Origin of the sequence: Brevundimonas phoenicis (assembly GCF_047237745.1) — a bacterium.
Lineage (GTDB): Bacteria > Pseudomonadota > Alphaproteobacteria > Caulobacterales > Caulobacteraceae > Brevundimonas.
In genome coordinates this window covers 990,408-1,013,062 of sequence record NZ_JBDFLN010000001.1, presented here as the reverse complement: position 1 = coordinate 1,013,062, position 22,655 = coordinate 990,408, and the positions used below count along the sequence as shown (strand labels likewise).

Here is a 22,655-nt window from a genome sequence, read left to right as displayed (position 1 = left end):
TATTCTTGTTTTTTTTAACACGTTGAAACCGACTTGTTAAATCCGGCCACTTCGTCGGGCCAACCAGTGCTGCCTTGAGGGCTCTCTGGCTCGCCTGCGCCATCCGCTGGGGCGGGCATGATCATCGACGACAACCGATCGCTGATCCGGTCTGCCGCCGCTTGCAAGGGATCGTCGGAGAGGTGGGCATACCGGCTTGTCGTAACCACATGCTGGTGCCCCAGGAGCTTGCCGATCAGCGTGAGACCTTCGCCGCCCGCTACCCCGACGCTGGCGAAGCTGTGTCGGAGATCATGAATGCGCACATCCGGCAGACCGGCCTGATTGCGAATGTTCACCCAAGCCCAGTCCAGGTTGGCCACCGGCTTCCCCGCATGGCGGCGATCCGGAAAGACCCACTCGCGATCATGAACCGGCAGCGAACCCACCAGCGTCCTCGCAGCCTTGCCCAGCCGGATCACTTTGGGGCCCGTCTTCGAGTCCTTCAGGCGCAGCAGCCCGCTTTCAAGATCCACCTCCTGCCAGCGAAGGTGCGCGATCTCGTTCTTGCGCGCGCCAGTCAGGGTCAGCAAGCGGATGATGGCCACGTGTCGGGGATCACCACCATCCTGCTCAAGCCGAGCCAGCACGTCTCCAAGCCTCGCCATCTCCGCGGCGGACAGGAAACGTTCACGCCGATTGTCCTTGTAACGCCTCAATCCGCGGACCGGATTGTCGGTCATGAGCTCGCGCTCGATCGCAAAGCTGAAGATACCGCCGAGTAGCCCAACGGTACGCGCAGCCGCGTGCTTGCCGCCCCGGGTATGGGGCGTGGCCTCTGCCCGGATCTTGCCGTTCCCGACATCAATCATCAGGCGCTGGATGTCGGCCCGCGAAACATCGCCCAGCTTCATCCGTCCCACGCGAGGCTTGATGTGCCGGTCGATGCGGATGCGATCGATCCGGAGAGTCGACGCCTTCTTCATCGCCGTACCCTCGGCCATGTAGAGCTCGCACAGCTCGCCCATCGTCATCTCGCCTCGCCGCTCCATCTTGTCGGCTTGAGGATCTCCACCTTGAGCTGCCTCAGCGATGGCGAGCCGAGCCCGCTCCCTCGCTTCTTCCGCAGTGATGACTCCGTGTGGGGCCAGCGCCATCAGCCGGTCCGCGCCGCCGTGCGTTCGGAACCTGGCGAGGTAAGTTCGCCGCCCCTGCGGAGAGATCCGGACGCCAAATCCCTTGAGATCGGAATCCCACACGACGTACCGCTCGTCCCGAGGTGCCAAAGCCTCGACTACCCTTTTCGTGAGCCGCTTGGTCACCACATGGCCACCAGACATATTTCCTCCGTCCCGCCGCGGCGGGGTTAGAGCCCGATTTCTGGTCACCACATGGCCACCAGAACGGAGCAAGTCGGAGGATAAGGCGGTCATCACGGGCAATCGCCCTTTGCCCTCTTTGCGCCATGAAAACAGGCACTTGGGCAACAAACAGAAACACCGGTAAACCCTAGGGTTCGAGCTCGATGTCCCAGTAGAGGTAGTCGAGCCAGCTCTGGTGCAGGAAGTGGGGCGGGAAACGCCGCCCCGCCTGCTGAAGCTGCCAGGCGCTGGGCTGGTGGGCGGTGCGGCGCAGGGGCATGTGCGCCTGACCGGGCGTGCGGCCGCCCTTGCGCAGGTTGCAGGGACCGCAAGCCGCGACAATGTTCTGCCACGTCGTGCGCCCGCCGCGCGAACGGGGGATGACGTGATCGAAGGTCAGATCCTGGGACGTGCCGGGCGCGCCGCAATACTGGCAGGCGAAACCGTCGCGCAGGAAGACGTTGAAACGGGTGAAGGCCGGCTTGCGGTCCTGATCCACGTAGGACTTCAGACAGACCACGCTGGGCAGCTGCATCTCCAGCGAGGGGCTGCGGACGACCTTGTCATAGGTGGCGACCACGTCGACGCGGTCCTGCCACACGGCCTTGACCACTTCCTCCCACGGCCAGAGCGACAGGGGAAAATAGGACAAGGGCCTGAAATCGGCGTTCAGCACCAGGGCCGGAAAGCCGGACGGCGGGCGGGACAGGACCTGCATCAGGCCCTCCCGCTCATACGGGGGGTTATCGACGCGACAGGACTGAAGACACGTCTCCTTCCTTGGTCTGATGGCGAAACCCTACGCCTGATTCTCCCGCATCGCCATGACAGATACGGCGCGTTTTCGTGACGCGCCCCTAGAAGACCTCGACCAGCTCGAAACGTTCGCAGACCACCTTCATGCCCGGCGCCCAGGTGCCTTCGCGGCGGTAATAGGCCTCATGGGCGTCGCGCCACCATTCGTAGCTCAGGTCGCCCTCCCCCTCGGCGCGGGCGAAGTCCTCGCTGACCTGCTCGAAGGGCATGATCTCGACCTCGGTCGTGCGGATCGCGCAGCGAGGAACGCCGGCGCCGTCCAGAATGACGCTGACCTCGCCCACGGTCGGCATGATGTCGGCCTCGCACGACGCCAGCGACGAACAGGTCGCGCGCTTACCGCCGGCCAGCACCAGGGCCAGCAATTCATCAGCCAATTCGGGGCTGTCGCCAAAGGGCCAACGGGGCGCGGCCGCATAGGCGGCGGGAAGGTCGTTCATCTGCGTTCTCGTCAGTTGGGTTCAATATCGCGAAGCGGCGGTCGGGAAGGCGGGCAGGCTCCAGCCCCATTTCAGGGCGCCGGCCCGCACGCCGAACCCGGCCACGACAGCCACCGCCACGGCGGGCCATGTGGGAAGGCTCACGGCCTTCAGTCCGACGAACAGGGCCGCAGACACCAGGGCGGCGGTGATGTTCAGTTCGCGCCGCAGCAGGATGGAGGGCTGGTGCGCCAGCACGTCGCGCACGATGCCGCCGAAGCAGGCCGTCAGCACGCCCATGACGATGCAGATCAGCGGCGTCACGCCATAGGACGCCGCCTTGGCCGCCCCCATGACGCCATAGGCCGCCAGCCCGACCGCATCCAGCCACAGCAGGGCGCGGAAACGCCACGACCGCGACCCCAGCATCCAGAAGCCGACCGCCGCCACCATGCAGACGGCGACATAGCGCCAGTCCTGCACCCAGAAGACCGGCGCCCCGATCAGCAGGTCGCGCAGGGTGCCGCCGCCCATGCCGGTCACGGCGGCGAAGAAGGCGAAGGTCAGGACGTCATGCTTCTCACGCGCGGCGGCCAGGGCGCCGGTGGCGGCGAACACGGCCACGCCCGCAAAATCCAGCAGCGGCAGCACCGCAGCCGGGCGAACCAGGTCTGCGCCCGCGATCGGCTCCAACATCGTCATCATCCCCAGGGCGCCGCGCGGCGCCGTCTTCGGGGTCGCCCCCAACCTTCATGAATGCCGAAGGCTAGACGCCCTCGTCCAGCGCGATTTCGCCGCGCCGAACGCCACCATACCACCCCCAGAGCAAATGCGCCGCCACCCCGCGATGCGGCCGCCAGATCTCGGCGCGGGCATAGGCCTGCTTCTCGTTCGGACGGGCCTCGACGCGGTCGGCCCAGCGCATGGCTTCCTGCAAGGCCACGTCTCCGCCGGGAAAGACGTCCAGCCGCCCCTCGCAGAACATCAGAAAGGTCTCGGCCGTCCACTTGCCCACGCCCTTGATGGCGACCAGGGCGGCGATGGCCTCAGCGTCGTCCAGCCGCTCCAGGTGGTCGAAGTCGATATGGCCGTCGGCATGGGCGCGGGCGATCTCATGGCCGTATTTCGCCTTCTGCCCCGACAGGCCGAACGTGCGCAGCGTCTCGACATCGCGCGCCAGCACGGCGTCCGGCGTCACCTGACCGTCCAGCCCCTCGACCACCCGCTTCCAGATCGAGGCCGCGGCGGCGACCGAGACCTGCTGCTCCACGATCATGCGGAACAGACCTTCATAGCCGCCGGGCCGCAGCCGCCATTCGAACACGGGCGTCGAGGCGTGCGCCTTGGCCAGGGCCGGATCGGCGGCGGCCAGAGCCTCACGGGCGGCGGCGACGGAAGAAGCGGAGGGAGCAAGGGCCATGAGGTTGTATCGACAGGAAAACAGCGCCGCTCTAGCATCGCGCCCATGCGCACTCTGGACGATCTTCTTCACCCGATCACCCCTGATCGTTTCTTCGCCGACTTCCATGCCCGAAAGCCGCTGCACATCCCGGCCGGCGAGGGTGAGCCGAAGCGTGCGCTGCTGGACTGGTCCACGTTCAACGGCCTGCTGAACCAACCATCGATCTGGACCGCCCAGAGCCTGAAGCTGGTGCACAATACCCAGCCGGTTCCGCCCGAACGCTATTGCCGCACGGTCCAGACCCAGTCCGGCGCCGTCTTCCGCCCCGATCCGGCCAAGGTCGCGCTTTTCGTCGCCGACGGCGCCAGTCTGATCGCAGGCGACGTGCAGGATCTGACCCCGCCGATCGCCGATCTATCGTCCGTGCTGGGGCGCGCCTTCGCCGCCAGCATGGGCGCCAACATCTATTGCTCGTTCAAGGGGGTTCAGGCCTTCGGCGCCCATTTTGACCTGACCGACGTCTTCGCCGTCCAGACCGAAGGCGAGAAGCTGTGGCGCATCTATGAAAATCGCGCAGACGCCCCGGTCGAGATGCCGTCCGGCGTGGGTGACATGCGACGCTGGTTCGAGCAGACGCGGGGCCGACTGCAGGCCGAAGTGATGATGCGTCCCGGCGACGTCCTCTATCTGCCGCGCGGCTGTTACCATGACGCCCTGGCCCAGGACGCGGCCTCCCTTCACGTCACCTTCTCCATCGCCTCCCTTTACGGCCGCATCATCTTCAATCTGCTTGAGCAGGCCGCAATGCAGGATCCGGCTTTCCGTGCCTATCTGCCGTCACCGGACAAGGACGGCGGTCGCGCCCTGCAGCAACACCTGGCCGGATTGGGCCAGAAGCTGGCGCAACTCGCAGCCTCTTCCGCCTTCCGCGATGAAGTCGCCATGACCCAGGAACGGCTGACGCCGCGCACGCACCGTTTCACTCTGCCCGAGCGAGCGCCGCTGACCCGATACAGCCGCACCGCCGTCATGGCTCCGCTCTACGCCGGTCCCGTCGCACACGCGATGCACTGGGCGCTGTCCCAACATGTCTTTGCTCTGGAAGACCTTATCGCCCAGTTCGACTTCGTGCCCGAATCCGACATTCGCGCCACCGTGGACCAAGCCGAAAAGTCCGGAGTATTGAAGCGGGTCTGACCCGCTCTGATGCGCCATGTTCGCCACCCGCTTCGCTCCCTCGCCCACCGGTCGCCTGCATAGGGGCCACGCCTTCTCAGCCCTGACGGCGTGGGGCGCAGCGAAGGAAGCGGGGGGGCGCTTCGTGCTGCGGATCGAGGACATCGACCCAACGCGGTGCAGGCCCGAGTTCGAGGTCGGGATCCATGAAGACCTGACCTGGCTGGGGCTGGACTGGGAGACGCCGGTGCGGCGCCAGTCGGATCATCGGGCCGACTACGCCGCCGCGGTCGAGGCGCTGAATGGGCGCGGCCTGCTCTATCGCTGCTTCCGCACGCGCAAGGAGATATTGGACGCCATCGGCGATGCGCCCCACGGCCCCGCCGAGGCGGCCCGCCCCGGCCCGCATCCGGCCGATGAAGAGGCGCGACTGCTGGCGGAAGGACGCCCCTTCGCCTGGCGACTGTCGCTGGATCGAGCCAAGGAGGCGCTGGGCGGCGCCGCGTGGGACGCCCTGAGCTTCGTCGAGGAAGGCTCAGGCCTCGACGGCGAGACCGGCCGGGTCAGGGCGCGGCCCGAAACGGCGGGCGACGTGGTGCTGGCGCGCAAGGACGCCGGGACCGCCTATCATCTGGCCGTGACGCACGACGACGCCCTGCAGGCGATCAGCCATGTCATCCGGGGCCGGGATCTGTTCGAAGCGACTCACATCCAGAGGCTGATCCAGGCGCTGATGGGCTGGCCCGAACCTGTCTATCATCACCACCGCCTGCTGGCTGGGCCGGATGGCCGCCGCTACGCCAAGCGCGACCGCTCGGTCACGCTGGCCGAATTGCGGGAAGGCGGGCTGACGCCAGAAGACCTCAGGACCGAGTTGAAGCTCTGATCCCAAAACAGGCGCAAAATAAAAAAGACGCGGAGGTCGCCCCCCGCGTCCTTTCCTAGAACCCTATGGGTTCGGGGCCTTAGAGAACCTTGAGGTCCACAGCCGAGGTCTTGCCGCGCTGGGATTCCAGCTCGTACTCGACCTTGGCGTTTTCATCGAGGCCAGCCAGACCAGCCTTCTGCACAGCGGTGATGTGGACGAAAACGTCCGCGCCGCCCGTGTCGGGTTGAATGAAGCCGAAGCCCTTCGTGGGGTTGAACCACTTGACCGTGCCGGTCGCCATATTGCGTCTCCGTAAACGCGCTTTTCCAGGCGGACGTCCTAGCAGGAGCGCCCGTCAGCCCATCTGGACAAGCTCGTTCAGGCGAAGGAGCAAGACGCGGGTTTGGACCCCACGTGAAATCCGGGCTGCAGCGATGTTGTCACCCGACTATCCACAGCGGTCAACTGTAAAGCGAAATCCCGCTGACAGTCGTTACAGTTAATTTCGTCGCCGCGCGCATACTCCCCGGCCCGCTGCGTCCAGGTGGAAGTGGTCGCGATGCGCAGCGTTATAGTCCGGCGTCAGCACATTGCCGAACAGACGACATCCCCCCTCGCGCAAACGCCGAAGAAACGCCGCCCCGGCGGCCCCTGAAGGGCCCTGACCGTCCCAATCGGCGGCCAGCGTCGTCCGGCGGCCGTCCGATAGGCCCACGCCCGCCACATCGAGCGCGTTGGCGCGCGCGTGCTGGCTGGGGCGCGCCGCCGTGTCGGCCGAGCCGTAGACGCGACGGCAGGCGTAGGTTCCCAGATTGTCGATCCGGACGGCCTCTGCGCCCATGATCTCGCGAGCGGCGGGACGCACGACCTCGCGATCCCACAACAGGAGCCGCGCCGCCATGGGGCAGCGCATGGCCACGCCCGGCGGGTCGAGGGGCGTCAAATCGCCGCCGGTCAGCCGCACCGCCCCCTGCACGACGCAGAATCCGCCGTCGTCGCGATCCGACGCCCGCTCGACCGCGACGCCCGCCTGGCGCAGCAGGATGATGCAGCGCGTCGTGCCGGTCTCGACCTCGGCGGCGGTCGCCGTCGGCGGCAGGTCCAGCGCCCGTATCTTTGCGGCCGTGGCGGCGCCGATGGGCAGGCGCAGGTCGAGCGGCTTCCACGGCAGATCCTGCGGCGGGGCCCATGCATCGATCATGGCGAAGGCGCCGCAGGCGGCCAGGGCCAGCATCCACGCCTCGCTCCAGAGATCTGCCAGCGGCGTGGACGGCGGTGGCTTGGACCTTCGCGGCGCTGGAGGGGAGGTCATCGCTGAGCCAATGCTCAGAGCGCGTGCAGGATCCCCATCGCCAGAGCCTGACAGGCCGGGCCGCCGCGCCCGCCGTCGTTGGACAGGCCGAAGACCGCGCGTCCGCCCGCCGGATCGACCAGGGCGATGGCGTGCCACAGGGTATTGGAGCCCTCATGAGCGATCACCGCCCCCTTGGCCCAGGGTTGGGGCGGGAGGGCGATCCAGCCGTGAGCGTAGTTGCGCCCCTCGCTCGGCGTGACCAGACGCCGCACCGTCTCCGGCTTCAGCCAGCCGCCGCCCTCGGTCAGGAAGACCTGAAGGAAGCGGGCGTAGTCAGCCGCCGTCATATGAACCGTCCCCGCCGGGCCGAGCGCCAGAGGATTGTCCGCCCCCGGATCAGCCGAATCCATCGGCGCCGCCGTCTCGCCCATGCGGCGGTGGCCCCAGGCGTTGTCGCTTCCGGCCGGAGCGCCGAACCCCGCCGAGGCCAGGCCCAGAGGGCCGAACACCTCGGCCCGCATGGCCTCTTCCCACGATACACCGGTGACGGCCTCGATCGCCGCCCCGACCAGCACATAGTTGGCGTTGCCATAGGCGAACGTCCCGCGCGCGCCCGTCGGCGGGGCGGCCAGCGCCTTCTCGACGATGGCGCGGCGCTGCTCCGCCAGGGACTGAGGATCGGCGCGGGCCGTCATCAGCCAGGCCATGCCCATGACCGCCTCGTCCTTCAGCCCCGCCGTGTGGGTCATGAAGTCGTCCAGCGTCACGCCATCCCAGCCCGCGTCGATCGCCAGGTCGGGAAAGGCCTCGGTCAGCGGCATGGCCCAGCGCGCCCGTCCCTGCTCGACCAGGCGGGCGAACAGCGCCGCCGTCATCGCCTTGGTGTTGGAGCCCAGGTGCCAGCGGTCATTCGTCGTCGCCGGATCGTCCCCTCCCGCGCGCCGCACGCCGCGCACGCCGGACCAGGCCAGACCTTGAGCCGTCACGAGCCCGCCGGCCAGGGCGACCGGCTTGACCGTCTCGAAGGCTGTCGTCAGGGCGGCGTCGAACGCCGCCTCGCCTTCCGCGCGCACCACCGTGGGTGCAACCGCGGCCGCCGCGCCGACGGCCAGGACATGACGACGATTGATCATTTTCGGCTCCTTTTGCGTTGCACCCTGAACGGCGAGGCTGGCGACGCCAGTGAATTCGCCGCAAGGTTCGCCGATCGCGACACAAGGACACGCCCATGGCCAAGGACGACTACGCCGACATCCTGGAAGCCCTGCAGATCCAGATGGTCGAGACCCAGGCCTGGGCCATCGAACAGGGACTGAAGGTCGTCATCGTCTTCGAGGGGCGCGACGCCGCCGGCAAGGACGGGGCGATCAAGCGCATGACCGAATACATGGCTCCGCGGCAGACGCGCGTCGTCGCCCTGCCCAAGCCGACCGACCGCGAGACGACCCAGTGGTATTTCCAGCGCTACGCCGCCCATCTGCCGGCGGCGGGCGAGATCGTGATCTTCAACCGCTCCTGGTACAACCGGGCCGGGGTCGAGCCGGTCATGGGCTTCTGCACGCCCGAACAGCATGAGCGATTCCTGCACGACGCCCCGCATTTCGAGCGGATGCTGACCCAGTCGGGCGTCATCCTGATCAAGCTGTGGCTGGACATCAGCCGCGACGAACAGGCCCGCCGCCTGGAGGAGCGCGTCGACCACCCGCTGAAACGCTTCAAGGTCTCGTCCCTGGACGCCGAAGCCCAGGCCCGCTGGAGCGCCTATTCCGCCGCTCGCGACGAGATGCTGAAGCGGACCCATGTCGACTACGCCCCCTGGACCGTGGTGGCGACCGACAAGAAGAAGACGGCGCGGCTGAACATCCTGCGCCACGTCCTGCGCCGCCTGAACCGCCCCGGCCTGGAGTGCCGCGAGCCGGACCCGTCGGTCGTCTTCTCCGCCGATGAGGCGAAAGGGCGGCTGGCTGAATAGGCCTCTTCAGCCGTCGAACAGCCGCCGGTTCTTATCGATGAAGGCGCGCAGGGCCCGCACCAGCGGCCCGCCTTCGCGCCCCTTCAGATAGGCCCAGCCGGCGCCCGCCCCGATCAGCGCGCCGATGGAATCGACGATCAGATCCCACATGGTGTCGACCAGGCCGGACTTCTGGGTGTTGAGGCCGAACACCTGGTCCAGCATGAACTCCCAGATCTCCCACAGGGCGCCGATGGTCACGGCGAAGCAGAAGGCGAAGAAGGCCACCGTCAGGGGCGCGGCCTTCAACTGGCTGCCCTGCACCAGCATCAGCATCAGCAGGGCCCCGACCAGGCCGAAGGCCACGGCCGAACCGCCGTGCAGCACCACGTCCCACCACCAGTAACGCTCGTAAAAGTCGCCCATCTCGCCCAGGAACAGGGTGGCGCACAGGAAGACGGCGATGGCGGTGACGAAGCCGATCGGCAGGTTCAGCCCCACGCGCGGCGCCAGCCAGAACGGAACCAGGGTCAGCAGAAACGTCCCGGCGCCGACGAAGGTGACGCTGAACTCGCCGGTCAGGAAGCCCCCGACAGCCGCGCCCAGCAGCACCAGCCAGGTCAAGGCCAGCAGCCAGGGGAATGGGGGCTTGGTGCGTGTCGTCATCCGTCCTGTCCGACCGGCTGATGTTCCTGGCGGTCGAGCGTAACGGGACGATCCCGGCGCGCAAGCCCGGCGCGGGTCTTCACGCCCAGCAGCAGGCCCAGCGGCCCCAGGCGACGCGCGACCTCATAGGCGGCCCAGCAGCCGCCGAAGGTGACGGCGATCAGCAGCCCCGCCTCCAGCCCCTGCGGCAGGCCCAGCTTCGACAGGTGATAGGCCGCGACCACGGTGATCGTCTGATGCACGATGTAGAAGCAGAAGACGCCGCCCGTCAGATAGCGCAGCCACGGCCCGCCCCGGTTCAGATAACGCGCGCCATAGCCCAGCACGGCGGCGATGAAGGCCCACTGATCCAGCGCATAGACGAGGCGCATGGCGGCCCTCAGCGCTTCGGGCGGCGTTCCCGCGTCGCGATAGGTCCAGGCATAGGCGGCCCATCCCGCCCAGGCGCACAGGGCCAGGATCAGCGCCGGTCGCCGCAGCCGCTCATAGGCCGCCTTCAGCACCGCCGAGCGGACGCTGAGAAAGCCGAACAGAAAGGCGCTGAACGACACCGCGTGGTTGTACCAGTCGTCGGTCAGGGCATGGGTCGTCGGGAAGATCCGCGCCAGAGTCCAGCGCAGCAGGAACAGCCACAGCACCGGCCAGATCAGCAGGCCCCAGCCCTTCAGGGCGCGCTCCAGCCCTGACTGGATCACAGGCAGCAACCCCCGCCCGAACGCCAGGAGACCGGCCAGCACCAGACTGTAGACGAACAGATAGGCCACGAACCACATGTGGTTCCACGTCGGCGTGGTCAGGCAGCCGTCGGCGTCGCACCAGCCGCCGGACGCCGTGGCGTATTTCAACCAGAAGTCAGCCAGCCAGGGCGAGCGCGCCGGATCGACCACGCCCAACCCCTGCGCCGCCTCGACCACTTCGTAGTAGGACTGCGGCGACACGATCACGAACATGGCGAACAGCAGCGGCGGCAGCAGCCGCCAGGTGCGCGATCCGGCGAAACGGCGCGCGGCGCCCCTTCCCTCACGCTGGAAGCTGTCGAACAGGAAACGGGTCGCGGCGCCCGAGACCAGAAACAGCAGCGTCAGCCGCCAGGGATTGGTCAACTGCATCACCGGCTCCAGCCATTCGACCGGCTGCGGGCTGTTCACATGCCAGTCCCAGGGCACGTAGAACATGCCGACGTGGTAGAGGATCAGCAGCAGGAAGGCCCCGACCCGGATCCAGTCCAGGTCATGACGGCGGGCGACTGCGAGGCTTTCGGGTGCGAGGGGTTCTGACGACATGGACGACCTGAAATGACGGAAACGACGCCATCCGCCGTGCCGCGTGCGCCGCACCCCCGACAAGGCGCAGGGGCCGTTCGGTCGGACGCCGGGGCCGGATCGCGGAGCGTCGGGACGAGCGGCGCGTCTGTCGGGACGAACGGGGCGGACCGGCGCGACCTGCTGACCGGCGGGCCGATCATCATCGCCGTCACCCTGGGCTTCCTGGTGGTCAACGCCCTGACGGTGCAGGCCGACTGGCCGGGCCTGCGGGCATGGGCGCCGTGGGTGTGGGAGGGGTCCAGCGCGCTGGCGCTGGCGCTGGTGATCTGGCTGCCGTGGCTGGCGGCGGGCGCCGCGCCGTCATCGCTGCTGCACGAAGGCTGGCGGGCGCGAGGGCGGTTTCTGGCCGTGCATCTGGGCGCCGCCTGCCTCTACAGCCTACTGCACGTCGTGCTGATGGTGGCGATGCGGCACGGCGTCTACGCCCTGCTGGGCGAGGTCTATGACTATGGCCCACCCTTGGAGAAGTTCATCTATGAGCTGCGCAAGGATGGGCTGAGCTACGCCCTGTTCATCGGCGTCTTCTGGGGCGTGCGCAGTCTGCGGGAGGCGCGCGAGACGCCGCTACGGCCCGTCAGCTTCGACATCCGCGATGGGACGCGGCTGATCCGGGCGCCGCTGGACGACATTCTGGCCGCGACCTCGGCGGGCAACTATGTCGAGTTCGTGCTGGCCGATGGGCGCAGGCCCCTGATGCGCGTCACCCTGGCGGCGGTCGAGGGCGAGCTGGCGCGCTTCGGCTTCGTGCGGACGCACCGGGGCTGGCTGGTCAACGCCGCGCGGATGACCGGCCTGCGGCCCGAAGGCTCAGGCGACTGGACCGTGGAGCTGGGCGTTCTGGAGGCCCCGCTGTCGCGTCGTTACTCCGAGGCGCTGGAGCGGCTGCGCGCCGCCTGAAGCCGCATCCACCCGGCGATGCCCAGGGTGCAGACGAGGCTCAACACCGCGCCGACCGCAAAGGTCGCCTGCGGGCCGAAGCCGTCCCACAACAGACCCGCCGCCACATTGCCCAACAAGGCGATCAGGCCCGAGATCAGGGCGAACAGGCCGAACGCCGAGCCGCGCAGATGGGCGGGCGCCGCATCGGCGATCAGGGTCATCAGCAGGCCTTGCGAGAAGCCCATGTGCAGGCCCCACAGCGCCACGCCCAGATAGAAGACGACCTGGTTTCCGGCCAGCGCCAGCGCCACGTCGGCGGCGGCCAGGAAGACCAGGCTGAGCAGCAGCAGGGAGGTGCGGCCGATGCGGTCCGACAGCGCCCCCACCGGGAAAGCCGCCAGACCGAACACCAGGTGCAGCAGAACGATGGCCGCCGGCGCGAAGGCGGCAGGGACGCCGACGTCCAGCCCCTTCATCAGCAGGAAGGACTCGCTGAACCGCGCCAGACCGATCACCGCCGTCAGGGCGATCATGGTCCAGGTGGCGGCGTCCAGACGCAGCGCCCCCTTCAGGCTGGGCGGCTTCTTCGCTCCCTCGTCCGGGCGCGGCGGGTCGGACACGCCGCCGACCAGCAGGGCCACAGCCAGGAAGGCGGGAATGGAGGCCAGCCAGAACACCGCCTTGATGTCGTTCGCCAGCAGGACCATCAGCCCGATCGCCAGCAAGGGGCCGACAAAGCCCCCGACCGTATCCAGCGACTTTCTCAGGCCGAAGGCGCGGCCGCGAATGTCCGGCGGCGTCACGGCGGCGACCAGGGCGTCGCGCGGGGCGGTGCGGATGCCCTTGCCGATCCGGTCCACCCCCTTGGCCAGCAGCACCCCCTCGACCGAGGCCGCCAGAGGGAAGATCGGCTTGGACAGGGCCGCCAGTCCATAGCCCGCCACCGCCAGCCATTTGGGCCGCGCAATGCGGTCGGACCAGAAGCCCGACAGGAACTTCACCGCCGTCGCCACGACGACGGAGAAGCCTTCGACCAGACCGATCATCACCGCCGAGGCGCCCAGCCCCACCACCAGATAGATGGGCAGAAGCGTCTGGATCATCTCCGACGAGACATCCATCAACAGACTGACGACGCCCAGAATCCAGACGCTGCGGGGGATGGAGCTGCGAGCCATTCGCGCCCAGTGGCGGATACGGCGCTCACTGTCCAGCCTGGGCCGCAAACTTCATAAATCTGCGACTTTGCCTTTCCTCCAGAGGGCGGTCAGAGCGCTATTTCAATCCGTCTTCCGCCAGGGTGTGCGCCACAAGGGCGTTGGCGTGACCGTGTCCCATGTCGTGCTCGTCTTTCAGCATGGCGACCAATTCCATGTGCTTGGCCGGATAGCCGGCGCGAATCTCCGCCTTCCACTCGGCGACGGGGCGGCCGTACTTTTTCTCGATGGAGGGGAAGTAGGACGCGGGGCCCTTGATCGGCGCTTCGATCATCGGCGACTCGCTCTCTGCTTCGGCGTCAGTAAAGGCGGCCTGACGCGCCGATGCAACGTCTTGCAAAACATCGTTTCAACGGCCCCCTCTTCACCCGCAGCGTCATCCAGGTCTAAGACGCCTTGCATGAACACAGCCCCGCTTCCCGACGCCGCCGGCCAGAACTGGGTCGACCGCCATGCGCCCGAGCGGCTGAAGCCCTGGCTGAAGCTGGGCCGCTTCGACCGGCCGATCGGGACGTGGCTGCTGCTGCTGCCCGGCTGGCAGGGGATCATGCTGGCGCTGAACCAGTATGACCGGCCGTTCGGCGGCTATGAGCTGTGGCTGGTCGTCGGCTTCGCCATCGGCGCCGCCCTGATGCGCGGAGCAGGCTGCGCCGTGAACGACATCGTCGACCGCGACTTCGACGCCCAGGTGGCCCGCACCGCCCTGCGCCCCATTCCGGCGGGCCAGATCAGCGTCAAACAGGCCTGGGCCTTCGTCGGCGGCCTGTCGCTGGTCAGCCTGTGCATCCTGCTGACGATGAACCTGATATCGGTGCTGCTGGGCGCCCTGTCGCTGGGGCTGGTGGCGGCCTATCCCTTCATGAAGCGCATCACCTGGTGGCCGCAGGCGTGGCTGGGCCTGACCTTCAACTGGGGCGCTCTGCTGGGCTTCGCCGCCGCGACGGGGGGGCTGTTCGCCCTGGGCTGGCTCTATGTGCTGCAGGTCAAGCTCAGCGGCGACAGCTATTGGATGGCGGAAGGGCTGAACCGCATGGGGAACCTGGCCCTGTCCGCGGGGCTGCTCTACGCGGGCGGGATCTTCTGGACCCTGGGCTACGACACCATCTACGCGCTTCAGGACATCGAGGACGACGTCATGGCCGGGGTGAAGTCCTCGGCGCGGGCGCTGGGCGGCAAGGTGAAGGAAGGCGTGGCCGTCTTTTACATCCTGGCCGTGGCCCTGGCCGGCGCAGCGGGCTACGTCGCGGGTCTGGGGCCGGTCTTCTATGTCGGTCTGGCGCTCTACGCCCTGCATTTCGTCTGGCAGGTGCGGCGGCTGCGGCCGGACGATCCGAAGCTGTCCCTGCGTCTTTTCAAATCAAATCGCGATGCGGGGTTGATCCTTCTGGCCGCCATCGCGTTCAACGGCCTAGCTTTCTGATCGAACCGTTCCCAAGGAGCCCGGCATGATCCCTTCGCGCCCCCTTCGCGTCCTTCTCGTCACCGCCGCCGTCGCGGCCTCGCTCGCCGCCTGCCAGCGCAATGAGAAGAAGGAGACGCCCGCCGCGCCGGCCGCCTCCGCCCACGCCGTCGAGGGGCCGCTGAAGTACGACAGCGCCACGCCCTACGCCAAGGTCAGCCTGAACCTGCCGGAAAACGTGCTGTCCTATCCGGCGCTCTACACCCCGCTGTACCGCGACGAGGTGGCCAAGCTGAAGGAATACGCCGAGGGCGCCCAGGCCGACCGCACCGAAGCCGGTTCGCCCGAGGGCATGCCGCCCTATGAGAAGACCATCGTCTACGGCGCCCCGGTCGAGACCGGCCGCCTGTTCAGCCTGATGCGGACCGACTTCGACTATTCGGGCGGCGCCCACCCGAACACGGTCGCCACCGGCCTGCTGTGGGACAAGGCCGAGGCCCGTCGCATCGCCGCCGCCGAACTGTTCGCCGACAAGGCCGACACGACCAATCTGGAGCGCGCCCTGTGCCAGGCGGTGAACACCGCCAAGACCAAGCGTCCCGGCGCCACGCCCGTCTCGACCACCGGCGAGATGTGGACCTGCCCCAAGCTGAAAGACGTGGCCGTGACGCTGGCGCCGGGCTCCACGCCGGACAAGGCGGGGGGTCTGACCTTCCTGCTCGACGCCTATGCGGTCGGTCCCTATGTCGAGGGCGCCTACTATCTGACCCTGCCGCTGTCGGCCTTCCAGAGCGCCCTGTCGCCGGAATACGCGGGCGAGTTCGCGGGCGCCCCGACCAAGGCGGGCGACGTCACCGACGACCTGCGGCTGAAGGCGCCCGCCGCCTGATCCGCGATCAGTCCTCGTTCTTCAAGAATGCGTCGACCAGGGCGTCCAGCCGTTCGGGCTGATCGATCATGATGAAGTGCCGTGCGTCGTCGACGCGCTTCAGCGTCACGCCCGGCAGGGCGGCGTATTCGCGGCTCCACAGGGCGTCGGCCATGGCGGCGGGCGCCCCGCCGTCCGCGTCCGAGGCATAGACCGCCCAGACCGGCGTGGTCATGGCCGCCAGGCCGGGACGCGCGTCGGTCGTCATCACCTCGCGGATCGCCGAGGCCATCGCCTGGCGGTTCGAGGCCATCGACCAGTCGACCATGGCGGCGCGCCCGGCCTCGTCGCGCATCATGCCGACAGCGGTGCGTTCCTGCTGGACACGGAAGGCCGCATCGTCCGCGTTCAGGATGGAGGCGGCGGCCTGATCGGCGAAGGGCCGGGCTGTCTGCGGCGTGACCTGCGGGCCGAACATGGCGCTGAAGAAGGGCAGGCTGTCGACGCTCATCACGCGGCTGACCGCCGTGGGGTGCTGCTGCGCCAGCAGAAGGCCGCTGAGCCCGCCCATCGAATGGCCGATGACGGCGGGCCGGTCCAGCGTCGCCGCATAGCGCGCCAGTTCATCGACAGCGGGCTGGACGAAGGCGCCGTCGCCGTGCGTCCACGCCTCGCCCGCGAAACCGGCCAGTTGCACCAGATGGACGCGATGTGTCGCCGACAGGCGCCGGGCCAGCGGACGCCACACCTCGCGCGATGAGGCGAAACCGGGGATCAGGATCACGTCCGGCCCCTGCCCCATCACCTCGACCGACAGCCGATCGGAGACGAAGGCGGGCGCCTGGGCGCGGGCCGGTTCGGCCTGGGCGGGAGACACGATGCTGGCGGCGCTGAAGCCGACGGCGGCGGCCAGGATGAAGGCGCGCAGGGTCTTGGCGGGTGCGGAGATCTTGGTCATGGCTCTTCCTTTGTGTGTTGGCGCTTCACTGATCGCTCCCCCCGCCCCGTCATCCTCGGGCTTGACCCTAGGATCGCGTTGTCCGCCTGCGCGACCCTAGCGACATGACGCGCGCAGCGGGGCTCGATCCTAGGGTCAAGCCCGAGGATGACGGTGAAGCGGGAGATTATGAAGTAAGGTTTTCCTGACTTTACGCGTCAGGCGTGCGGGTTCTCGAAGATATCCTCGACGGGTCGCTCGAACAGGGCGGCGATGCGATAGGCCAGGTCGAGCGAGGGGTCGTGCTTCTCGGTCTCCAGGGCGTTGACCGCCTGGCGCGACACCCCCAGCGCCTGCCCCAGCTGCTCCTGGGTCCAGTTGCGCTCGACTCGCAGCAGTTTCAGCCGGTTCTTCATCAGTTCGACGACCGGATGAAGGCTGAGGCCAGGCCGAAAACACCCCAGAACAACGGGACAATCAGCCAACCCTCGATATGAGGCGCTCCAGCGAAGCTTTCGGCAAAGCCCCAGGCGCTGAACAGCGCCATGGCCACCCCAGCGGCGACAATGAACTGCTTGGCCGTCACCGCGCGCACGAACTCATCAGAATCGCGCATGAAGCTGAGCATTGCCCAGATATGTCCGGCGATCGGGGCGGCGACAGCCAAGGCCAGCAACCATGCGGCCGGGCGCCCCATGATGCTGTCGAATGCGTCCGTCGTTATCATCGCCACGCAGATCGCCACATACGGAACCATGAAGGCGAAGGTACGCAGGAAGTACCGACGAGCGGCCGGCGTCGCGGTTCGGGAAGAGAAAGTCATCATGGCAGGCGCTCCTGACTTTGTGTAAGGCGAACCTGACACCGACCTCATGTCATGTCAACCTGACTTTTTATCAGCCTGTCCTGACTTTGTTGCCAGCGCCTTCGGCGGCCCCTAGCTTGTCGTCATGCGTAGCCTTCCCGCCTTCGTCCTGGCCGTCCTAACGGCCGTCGCGCCCCTTGCGGCGTCCGCCGCCTCGCCTGCCCCGCCCCCGGTCGAGCAGGACGTGCGGGGCGCGAGAGACCATGACGACCTGCCGCGCATGGACGGCGCGCGCATCCGCGCCTGGCGTCAGTTGTCGGTGGCCGAGATCACCCTGCCGACCGGTCCGGTGGCTGAAGGCGCCGCCCCCGAAAACGCCCTGCGCCTGCAGGGCCAGATCAGTCACCTGGACTACGCCATCCGCCCCGCCGTCGCGCCGATCGACATGGCGCGCCACTATGAGGAGGCTCTGCGCGAGGGCGGCTATGAAACCGTTTTCGCCTGCACCGGCATCGCCCGCTGCGGCTCGGGCATGGGGTCGCTGATCCTGCTCAGCGACAAGGTCGCGCCCGCCGGGTTCGCCGACGGCGTGTTCAACGATCAGCTGCGGGTGGTCGTGGCGCGTAAGGGTTCGACCTGGGTGCTGCTGCACATGACGCGCGGACCGGATCGGTCGCTGGTCTATCAGGCCGTGATCGAGGGCGCCCGTGAGCTCGACTAGACGGATCGCCGACCCCGCCCGTTTCATTCGCGACAACACCCGCCTTCAGCCCGTCTCCCACACGCCCGAGATTGCCCTGTGGCTGGCCGACGAGGTCACGCCCATCTGGAAGCTGACGGAGGAAGAACTGGGCGAGATGGGCTTGCCGCCGCCGTTCTGGGCCTTCGCTTGGGCGGGCGGACAGGCGCTGGCGCGCTGGCTGCTGGACCACCCCGACGAAGTCGCCGGGCGTCGCGTGCTGGACCTGGCGACGGGTTCGGGTCTGGTGGCGATCGCAGCGATGAAGGCGGGCGCGGTCTCGGTGCTGGCCGCCGACATCGATCCCTTCTGCGCAGCGGCGGTGGCGGCGAACGCTGAGGCCAACGGCGTCGAGATCGCCTTCACCGCCGACAACCTGCTGGAGGCCCCGCCCCAAGCGTTCGATCTGATCTGCGCCGGGGACGTCTTCTATGAAGGACCGATGGCCGAGGCGATGCTGGCCTGGCTGAAGCAGGCGCGCGCGGCGGGGGCCGAGGTGCGGGTCGGCGACCCCGGCCGCACCTACTTCCCGAAGGAGGGCCTCAGCCTGCTGGCCGAATACCGCGTGCCGACCACGCGCGAGCTGGAGGACCAGGAGGTCAAGCGCACGCGGGTCTGGGCGCTGGAGGCGTAGAAGCGCCTCAGGCGTCGCGCGGCAGGACGGTCAGCACCCGCGCCATGTGCTGATGGAAGGCTTCCATATAGTCGCGCAGGAACTGTTCGGTGCTGGCGACGGTGACGTTGCCGTCGTCGTCGATCAGGCCCGGCGTCATCTGGATATAGGCTTCGACCGTGTTCATCTGCGGCGCTTGCAGGAAGCCCAGGACGGGCCGCAGCGCCTGCTGGGCCACCGCCGTGCCGATCGAACCGGGCGAGGCGCCGATGACCGCCGTCGGCTTGTTCTTGAAGGCGTTGGTTCCATAGGGGCGGCTGGCCCAGTCCAGAGCGTTCTTCAGCCCGCCGGGCATGGAGCGATTGTATTCCGGCGTGACGATCAGAATGGCGTCCGAGCGCTTGATCGCCGCCTTGAAGGTCTCGGCCACGGCCGGATAGTCGGCGTCGTAGTCATAGGAATAGAGCGGCAGGTCGGCGAAACCGATCTCGTGGAAATGCAGCTTCTCGGGCGCCAGCTTGACCAAGGCCTTGGCCAGCTTGCGGTTGATCGAGCCCTTGGACAGGCTGCCGATGATGTAGCCGACGTTATAGGTGGTCATGAGAGGCGTCCCGCTGAAATTATGGGCGGCGCCCGGCGCCGCTGATAGCCAAATGTCCAACCAAGCTTAGCGGTTCCGTCTCAGACGCGCACGGCCTGACGCCCGCGCCCCGCCTCGCCGAACACGCGCAGATAGCGTTCGATCTCGGCCCGGTCGCCGGTGGCCTTTTCGACGTTGTCCGACAGTTTCACCGCCGGACGGCCCGCCGCCTGCGTCACCTTGCAGACGAGCGACAGGGGCAGCAGTTCGGGCGCCTCGACCGGAGCGCAGTCACGGAAGTCGTTGGTCAGATTGGTGCCCCAGCCGAAGCTGGTGCGCACCCGCCCCTTGAAATGGGCGTGGGCCGCCTCGATGCCGTCGACGTCCAGCCCGTCGGCCAGCACCAGCAGGCGCTCGCGCGGGTCGCGGCCCTTGGACGCCCACCACTTCATGATGATCTCGCCGCCCTCGATCGGCGGGGCGGAATCGGGGCGGAAGCCTTTCCAGTCGGCCAGCCAATCGGGCGCGTCGTCGAGGAAGGCTTGCGTGCCGAAGGCGTCCGGCAGGGCGATCAGCAGATTGCCGTCATAGGCCGCCCGCCATTCCTCCAGCACCCGATAAGGCGCCGCGCGCAGAGCCGCCTCGTCCTCGCCCGCCATGGCGGCCAGCACCATGGGCAGTTCGTGACCGTTGGTGCCGATGGCCTCAAGGTCGTTGTTCATGGCCAGCAGTACGTTGGAGGTGCCGATGAAGGCGCCGCCTAGCCCCTCCTTCAGCGCCTCGACGCACCAGCCCTGCCACAGGAAGCCGTGGCGGCGGCGGGTGCCGAAGTCCGACAGGGCCAGCGGCTCCAGCTGTCGCAGGCGCTCGATCTTGCTCCACAGCTTGGTCTTGGCGCGCGAATAGAGGATGTCCAGTTCGAACCGGCCCATGCGGCGCAGGGCGCGGCGGCTGCGCAGCTCGTTCAGGATCGACAGGGCGGGGATTTCCCACAGGGTGACGTCCGCCCAGCTTCCCGAAAACTCGAGCCGATACTGGCCGTCGGCGCTGCGCGACAGGTCGTAGTCCGGCAGGCGATACTCAGCTAGCCAGGCCAGGAAGTCCGAACTGAAGATCGACTTCACGCCGTAGAAGGTGTTGCCGCCCAGCCAGATCAGCTCGCGATTGGTGAAGCGCAGGGACCGGGCATGGTCCAGCTGGGCGCGCAGTTCAGCCTCGTCCACTTCCTCGGCCAGCTGCACCGAAGTCGTGCGATTGATGACCGAGAAGCTCACCGGCACGTCGCGGAACCGGCGCCAGATCAGCTGCAGCATCAGCAGCTTGTAGAAGTCCGTGTCCAGCAGGCTGCGGACGATGGGGTCCAGACGCCAGCCGTGGTCATAGGCCCGCTTGGCCAGGTCGATGCTCGCCATGCCGGATCAGTCCGCCTTCTGTGCAGCCGGCTCGATGACAGCCTCGGGCGGGGCCTCGTCCTCATTGACCAGACGCCCTTCGCGGTGCGGCTTGATGTAGGGCGTCGGTTGCGGCGTCGGCATATTGCCCCGCATTAGGGCGGCCCCGGCCTTCAGCCCGCCGGTCAGGTCCAGGTCCAGGCGCGCCTCGTCGCGACGGCGCACGTCGGCGATGACGTCGGCGACCTCGTCTTCCGGCAGGCCCAGCTCCTCCAGAACGGCCTGGCCGAACCGGAGGGCGGACTCAAAGGTCTCACGCACCTGATAGTCGACCCCCGCCTGGATCAGGCGCAGCGAGTGGCCGCGGTCGAAGGCCCGCACCATCAGCTTCACGCCGGGGAACTCGGACTTGACCAGTTGCACGATCTTGTCGGCGGCCTCCGGCTTGTCGACGCAGACCAGCACCGCCTCGGCCTTGCCCGCGCCCGAGGCCCGAAGCGTGTCGAGGCGCGTGCCGTCGCCGTAATAGACCTTGAAGCCGAAGTTGCCGGCCGCCTGGATCATCTCCACGTCGTTCTCGATGATCGACACGTCCACGTCGCGCGCCAGCAGCGGCTGCGACACCACCTGGGCGAAACGGCCGAAACCGATGATCAGCACCTGGCCGCCCAGGCCGTCGGCGGCGTCCACGCCCTCGGCGTCTTCCGGCGACAGGTCCGCCTCCTTGGGCAGGAGCCGTTTCAGCGCCAGGGTCGTCAGCGGCGTCAGCGCCATCGACAGGATGACGATGGCCGTCAGGGCCGCGCCCGCCTGGGCGTCGATCACTCCCGCCGTCGCAGCGGCGCTGTAGAGGACGAAGGCGAACTCGCCGCCCTGGGCGAACAGGGCCGCACGCTCGATCGCCTCATGGTGACGCGCCTTGAACACGCGGGCGACGACATAGATGACCAGGGCCTTGACCACCATGAAGGCCGCCAGCCCCGCCACGACGATGCGCCAGTCGTTGACGACCACGCCGATGTCCAGCGCCATGCCGACCGACAGGAAGAACAGGCCCAGCAGAATGGCGCGGAACGGCTCGACATCCGCTTCCAGCTGATGCCGGAAGGTCGAGTCGGACAGCAGCACCCCGGCCAGGAAGGCGCCCATGGCCATCGACAGGCCGACCCCGTCCATGATCCAGGCCGTGCCCGCCACCACCAGCAGGGCGGCGGCCGTCATCACCTCGCGCCCGCCGTTGCGGGCCAGGAAGCGGAACACCGGATTGATGGCGTAGATGCCCACGACCAGCACGCCCACCAGGGCCGCCAGGGCCAGGCCGATCGACTGCCACAGCGGCGTCGTGCTCTCGGCCGACTGCCCCATCGAGGCGCCCAGCAGGGCCACGATGGCCAGCAGGGGCACGATGGCCAGGTCTTCGAACAGCAGGATGGACACGGCCCGCTGTCCGCTGGGCGTCGGCAGGTCGCCGCGCTCTTCCAGCATCTGCACGATGACGGCGGTCGAGGACATGACGAAGCCCATGGCCCCGACAAAGGCCACCGGCGCCGACACGCCCGCCGCCATGGCCACCAGCGTCAGAGCCAGTCCCGCCAAACCGACCTGAGCCGACCCCAGGCCGAAGATTTCCTTGCGCATCCCCCACAGCCGCTTGGGCCGCATCTCCAGACCGATGATGAACAGGAAGATGACCACGCCGAACTCGGCGACGTGCAGGATGGTCTGCGGCTCGCGGAACAGGGCCAGGCCGAAAGGACCGATGGCGACGCCCGCCGCCAGATAGCCGAGCACCGAGCCCAGCCCCAGCTTGCGGAAGATCGGCACGGCCACCACGCCCGCCGCCAGCAGGGCCGCCACATGGCCCAGTTCCAGTCCCGTCGCAGCCTCGGCCATCGCTCACCCTTATGCTTGAGCCTTCATAGTGGGGACGAAAGGACTGAATAGCGAGGGGGTTCCTCACCACAGCATCT

At 67.9% G+C, this 22,655-nt stretch carries 26 protein-coding genes; 8 read left to right on the top strand and 18 right to left on the bottom strand.

The window, feature by feature from the left end; genetic code table 11:
- Nucleotides 1-14: 14 nt before the first annotated feature.
- The 5 genes from ABC419_RS05000 to ABC419_RS04980 all read right to left on the bottom strand — a co-directional run bounded on the left by ABC419_RS05000 (nt 15) and on the right by ABC419_RS04980 (nt 3,995).
- A complete protein-coding gene (locus ABC419_RS05000; RefSeq protein ID WP_412876155.1) occupies nt 15-1,319 on the bottom strand; it encodes a site-specific integrase in 1,305 nt (434 codons plus the stop codon).
- Nucleotides 1,320-1,488: 169 nt separating this feature from the next.
- Complete coding sequence (locus ABC419_RS04995) at nt 1,489-2,061, bottom strand: HNH endonuclease (RefSeq protein ID WP_292060181.1); 573 nt, start codon at nt 2,059-2,061, stop codon at nt 1,489-1,491.
- Nucleotides 2,062-2,197: 136 nt separating this feature from the next.
- Complete coding sequence (locus ABC419_RS04990; protein ID WP_412876156.1) at nt 2,198-2,596, bottom strand: ASCH domain-containing protein; 399 nt, start codon at nt 2,594-2,596, stop codon at nt 2,198-2,200.
- Nucleotides 2,597-2,617: 21 nt separating this feature from the next.
- Nucleotides 2,618-3,280: a trimeric intracellular cation channel family protein gene (locus ABC419_RS04985; protein ID WP_087141527.1), complete on the bottom strand. Its 663-nt coding sequence runs from the start codon at nt 3,278-3,280 to the stop codon at nt 2,618-2,620.
- A 61-nt stretch (nt 3,281-3,341) separates the two neighbouring features.
- Nucleotides 3,342-3,995 carry a DNA-3-methyladenine glycosylase family protein gene (locus ABC419_RS04980; protein WP_412876157.1) on the bottom strand — a complete coding sequence of 218 codons (654 nt, stop codon included), beginning with the start codon at nt 3,993-3,995 and terminating at the stop codon, nt 3,342-3,344.
- 45 nt (nt 3,996-4,040) lie between these two features.
- On the opposite strand from ABC419_RS04980, the gene ABC419_RS04975 reads away from it, so the two are divergent.
- Both ABC419_RS04975 and gluQRS read left to right on the top strand, forming a co-directional pair.
- Complete coding sequence (locus ABC419_RS04975; RefSeq protein ID WP_412876158.1) at nt 4,041-5,174, top strand: JmjC domain-containing protein; 1,134 nt, start codon at nt 4,041-4,043, stop codon at nt 5,172-5,174.
- 16 nt (nt 5,175-5,190) lie between these two features.
- The gene (gene gluQRS, locus ABC419_RS04970; protein ID WP_368923580.1) at nt 5,191-6,039 is read left to right on the top strand and encodes a tRNA glutamyl-Q(34) synthetase GluQRS; all 849 of its coding nucleotides are present in this window, start codon (nt 5,191-5,193) and stop codon (nt 6,037-6,039) included.
- A 79-nt stretch (nt 6,040-6,118) separates the two neighbouring features.
- Here the strand turns inward: gluQRS and ABC419_RS04965 are convergent, their stop codons facing one another.
- From ABC419_RS04965 to ABC419_RS04955, 3 genes are all read right to left on the bottom strand, one after another.
- Nucleotides 6,119-6,322, bottom strand: coding sequence for a cold-shock protein (locus ABC419_RS04965; RefSeq protein ID WP_125900630.1), 204 nt, complete (start codon nt 6,320-6,322; stop codon nt 6,119-6,121).
- Nucleotides 6,323-6,520: 198 nt separating this feature from the next.
- Nucleotides 6,521-7,255, bottom strand: coding sequence for an extensin-like domain-containing protein (locus ABC419_RS04960; RefSeq protein WP_412876159.1), 735 nt, complete (start codon nt 7,253-7,255; stop codon nt 6,521-6,523).
- A 92-nt stretch (nt 7,256-7,347) separates the two neighbouring features.
- Nucleotides 7,348-8,448, bottom strand: coding sequence for a serine hydrolase domain-containing protein (locus ABC419_RS04955; RefSeq protein ID WP_412876160.1), 1,101 nt, complete (start codon nt 8,446-8,448; stop codon nt 7,348-7,350).
- A gap of 95 nt (nt 8,449-8,543) precedes the next feature.
- Between ABC419_RS04955 and ppk2 the strand changes: the two genes are divergently transcribed.
- The gene (gene ppk2 / locus ABC419_RS04950) at nt 8,544-9,287 is read left to right on the top strand and encodes a polyphosphate kinase 2 (RefSeq protein WP_125900628.1); all 744 of its coding nucleotides are present in this window, start codon (nt 8,544-8,546) and stop codon (nt 9,285-9,287) included.
- A gap of 6 nt (nt 9,288-9,293) precedes the next feature.
- On the opposite strand, the gene ABC419_RS04945 is transcribed toward ppk2, so the two are convergent.
- Together ABC419_RS04945 and ABC419_RS04940 are read right to left on the bottom strand one after the other, a co-directional pair.
- Entirely contained in the window at nt 9,294-9,932 is a 639-nt protein-coding gene (locus ABC419_RS04945) for a DUF2238 domain-containing protein (RefSeq protein WP_412876161.1), read from the bottom strand.
- Nucleotides 9,929-11,215: an acyltransferase family protein gene (locus ABC419_RS04940; protein WP_412876162.1), complete on the bottom strand. Its 1,287-nt coding sequence runs from the start codon at nt 11,213-11,215 to the stop codon at nt 9,929-9,931. The genes ABC419_RS04945 and ABC419_RS04940 overlap by 4 nt, the downstream gene beginning before the upstream one ends.
- Nucleotides 11,216-11,227: 12 nt before the next feature.
- On the opposite strand from ABC419_RS04940, the gene ABC419_RS04935 reads away from it, so the two are divergent.
- A complete protein-coding gene (locus ABC419_RS04935; RefSeq protein WP_412876163.1) occupies nt 11,228-12,154 on the top strand; it encodes a LytTR family DNA-binding domain-containing protein in 927 nt (308 codons plus the stop codon).
- On the opposite strand, the gene ABC419_RS04930 is transcribed toward ABC419_RS04935, so the two are convergent.
- A complete protein-coding gene (locus tag ABC419_RS04930; protein WP_412876164.1) occupies nt 12,118-13,314 on the bottom strand; it encodes an MFS transporter in 1,197 nt (398 codons plus the stop codon). The two genes, ABC419_RS04935 and ABC419_RS04930, sit on opposite strands and share 37 nt — an antisense overlap.
- A gap of 97 nt (nt 13,315-13,411) precedes the next feature.
- Nucleotides 13,412-13,627, bottom strand: a complete 216-nt coding sequence (locus ABC419_RS04925; protein ID WP_368923590.1) for a DUF4287 domain-containing protein — start codon at nt 13,625-13,627, stop codon at nt 13,412-13,414.
- 126 nt (nt 13,628-13,753) lie between these two features.
- Between ABC419_RS04925 and ABC419_RS04920 the strand changes: the two genes are divergently transcribed.
- A complete protein-coding gene (locus ABC419_RS04920) occupies nt 13,754-14,773 on the top strand; it encodes a UbiA family prenyltransferase (RefSeq protein WP_412876165.1) in 1,020 nt (339 codons plus the stop codon).
- Between the two features lie 25 nt (nt 14,774-14,798).
- The gene (locus ABC419_RS04915) at nt 14,799-15,641 is read left to right on the top strand and encodes a PdaC/RsiV family protein (protein ID WP_412876166.1); all 843 of its coding nucleotides are present in this window, start codon (nt 14,799-14,801) and stop codon (nt 15,639-15,641) included.
- 7 nt (nt 15,642-15,648) lie between these two features.
- Here ABC419_RS04915 and ABC419_RS04910 read toward each other — a convergent pair whose 3' ends face one another.
- The 3 genes from ABC419_RS04910 to ABC419_RS04900 form a co-directional block, all read right to left on the bottom strand.
- Nucleotides 15,649-16,578 (bottom strand): alpha/beta fold hydrolase, encoded by a 930-nt coding sequence (locus tag ABC419_RS04910; protein ID WP_412876167.1) that lies wholly within the window; start codon nt 16,576-16,578, stop codon nt 15,649-15,651.
- A 197-nt stretch (nt 16,579-16,775) separates the two neighbouring features.
- A complete protein-coding gene (locus ABC419_RS04905) occupies nt 16,776-16,973 on the bottom strand; it encodes a helix-turn-helix transcriptional regulator (RefSeq protein WP_003163619.1) in 198 nt (65 codons plus the stop codon).
- Entirely contained in the window at nt 16,973-17,383 is a 411-nt protein-coding gene (locus ABC419_RS04900; protein ID WP_412876168.1) for a hypothetical protein, read from the bottom strand. Before ABC419_RS04900 ends, ABC419_RS04905 begins: the two co-directional genes overlap by 1 nt.
- Before the next feature lie 124 nt (nt 17,384-17,507).
- Here ABC419_RS04900 and ABC419_RS04895 point away from each other — a divergent pair, with 124 nt between their 5' ends.
- Together ABC419_RS04895 and ABC419_RS04890 are read left to right on the top strand one after the other, a co-directional pair.
- Nucleotides 17,508-18,083, top strand: coding sequence for a hypothetical protein (locus ABC419_RS04895; RefSeq protein ID WP_292058847.1), 576 nt, complete (start codon nt 17,508-17,510; stop codon nt 18,081-18,083).
- The gene (locus tag ABC419_RS04890; RefSeq protein ID WP_412876169.1) at nt 18,070-18,735 is read left to right on the top strand and encodes a class I SAM-dependent methyltransferase; all 666 of its coding nucleotides are present in this window, start codon (nt 18,070-18,072) and stop codon (nt 18,733-18,735) included. Before ABC419_RS04895 ends, ABC419_RS04890 begins: the two co-directional genes overlap by 14 nt.
- A 7-nt stretch (nt 18,736-18,742) precedes the next feature.
- On the opposite strand, the gene ABC419_RS04885 is transcribed toward ABC419_RS04890, so the two are convergent.
- From ABC419_RS04885 to ABC419_RS04875, 3 genes are all read right to left on the bottom strand, one after another.
- Nucleotides 18,743-19,315, bottom strand: a complete 573-nt coding sequence (locus ABC419_RS04885) for an NADPH-dependent FMN reductase (protein ID WP_087140983.1) — start codon at nt 19,313-19,315, stop codon at nt 18,743-18,745.
- Between the two features lie 80 nt (nt 19,316-19,395).
- Entirely contained in the window at nt 19,396-20,706 is a 1,311-nt protein-coding gene (gene pncB / locus ABC419_RS04880) for a nicotinate phosphoribosyltransferase (protein ID WP_412876170.1), read from the bottom strand.
- Between the two features lie 6 nt (nt 20,707-20,712).
- Nucleotides 20,713-22,578, bottom strand: coding sequence for a monovalent cation:proton antiporter-2 (CPA2) family protein (locus ABC419_RS04875; RefSeq protein WP_412876171.1), 1,866 nt, complete (start codon nt 22,576-22,578; stop codon nt 20,713-20,715).
- Nucleotides 22,579-22,655 lie beyond the last annotated feature (77 nt).

Coding starts and splice junctions, on each gene's coding strand:
- ABC419_RS04975 (WP_412876158.1), top strand. CDS start 4,041: ATGCGCACTCTGGACGATCTTCTTCACCCGATCACCCCTGATCGTTTC.
- ABC419_RS04965 (WP_125900630.1), bottom strand. CDS start 6,322: ATGGCGACCGGCACGGTCAAGTGGTTCAACCCCACGAAGGGCTTCGGC.
- ABC419_RS04945 (WP_412876161.1), bottom strand. CDS start 9,932: ATGACGACACGCACCAAGCCCCCATTCCCCTGGCTGCTGGCCTTGACC.
- ABC419_RS04910 (WP_412876167.1), bottom strand. CDS start 16,578: ATGACCAAGATCTCCGCACCCGCCAAGACCCTGCGCGCCTTCATCCTG.
- ABC419_RS04940 (WP_412876162.1), bottom strand. CDS start 11,215: ATGTCGTCAGAACCCCTCGCACCCGAAAGCCTCGCAGTCGCCCGCCGT.
- ABC419_RS04955 (WP_412876160.1), bottom strand. CDS start 8,448: ATGATCAATCGTCGTCATGTCCTGGCCGTCGGCGCGGCGGCCGCGGTT.
- ABC419_RS04990 (WP_412876156.1), bottom strand. CDS start 2,596: ATGAACGACCTTCCCGCCGCCTATGCGGCCGCGCCCCGTTGGCCCTTT.
- ABC419_RS04905 (WP_003163619.1), bottom strand. CDS start 16,973: ATGAAGAACCGGCTGAAACTGCTGCGAGTCGAGCGCAACTGGACCCAG.
- ABC419_RS04900 (WP_412876168.1), bottom strand. CDS start 17,383: ATGATGACTTTCTCTTCCCGAACCGCGACGCCGGCCGCTCGTCGGTAC.
- ABC419_RS04935 (WP_412876163.1), top strand. CDS start 11,228: ATGACGGAAACGACGCCATCCGCCGTGCCGCGTGCGCCGCACCCCCGA.
- ABC419_RS04915 (WP_412876166.1), top strand. CDS start 14,799: ATGATCCCTTCGCGCCCCCTTCGCGTCCTTCTCGTCACCGCCGCCGTC.
- ABC419_RS04985 (WP_087141527.1), bottom strand. CDS start 3,280: ATGATGACGATGTTGGAGCCGATCGCGGGCGCAGACCTGGTTCGCCCG.
- ABC419_RS04960 (WP_412876159.1), bottom strand. CDS start 7,255: ATGCTGGCCCTGGCCGCCTGCGGCGCCTTCGCCATGATCGATGCATGG.
- ABC419_RS04920 (WP_412876165.1), top strand. CDS start 13,754: ATGAACACAGCCCCGCTTCCCGACGCCGCCGGCCAGAACTGGGTCGAC.
- ppk2 (WP_125900628.1), top strand. CDS start 8,544: ATGGCCAAGGACGACTACGCCGACATCCTGGAAGCCCTGCAGATCCAG.
- pncB (WP_412876170.1), bottom strand. CDS start 20,706: ATGGCGAGCATCGACCTGGCCAAGCGGGCCTATGACCACGGCTGGCGT.
- ABC419_RS04875 (WP_412876171.1), bottom strand. CDS start 22,578: ATGGCCGAGGCTGCGACGGGACTGGAACTGGGCCATGTGGCGGCCCTG.
- ABC419_RS05000 (WP_412876155.1), bottom strand. CDS start 1,319: ATGTCTGGTGGCCATGTGGTGACCAAGCGGCTCACGAAAAGGGTAGTC.
- ABC419_RS04895 (WP_292058847.1), top strand. CDS start 17,508: ATGCGTAGCCTTCCCGCCTTCGTCCTGGCCGTCCTAACGGCCGTCGCG.
- ABC419_RS04930 (WP_412876164.1), bottom strand. CDS start 13,314: ATGGCTCGCAGCTCCATCCCCCGCAGCGTCTGGATTCTGGGCGTCGTC.
- gluQRS (WP_368923580.1), top strand. CDS start 5,191: ATGTTCGCCACCCGCTTCGCTCCCTCGCCCACCGGTCGCCTGCATAGG.
- ABC419_RS04925 (WP_368923590.1), bottom strand. CDS start 13,627: ATGATCGAAGCGCCGATCAAGGGCCCCGCGTCCTACTTCCCCTCCATC.
- ABC419_RS04980 (WP_412876157.1), bottom strand. CDS start 3,995: ATGGCCCTTGCTCCCTCCGCTTCTTCCGTCGCCGCCGCCCGTGAGGCT.
- ABC419_RS04885 (WP_087140983.1), bottom strand. CDS start 19,315: ATGACCACCTATAACGTCGGCTACATCATCGGCAGCCTGTCCAAGGGC.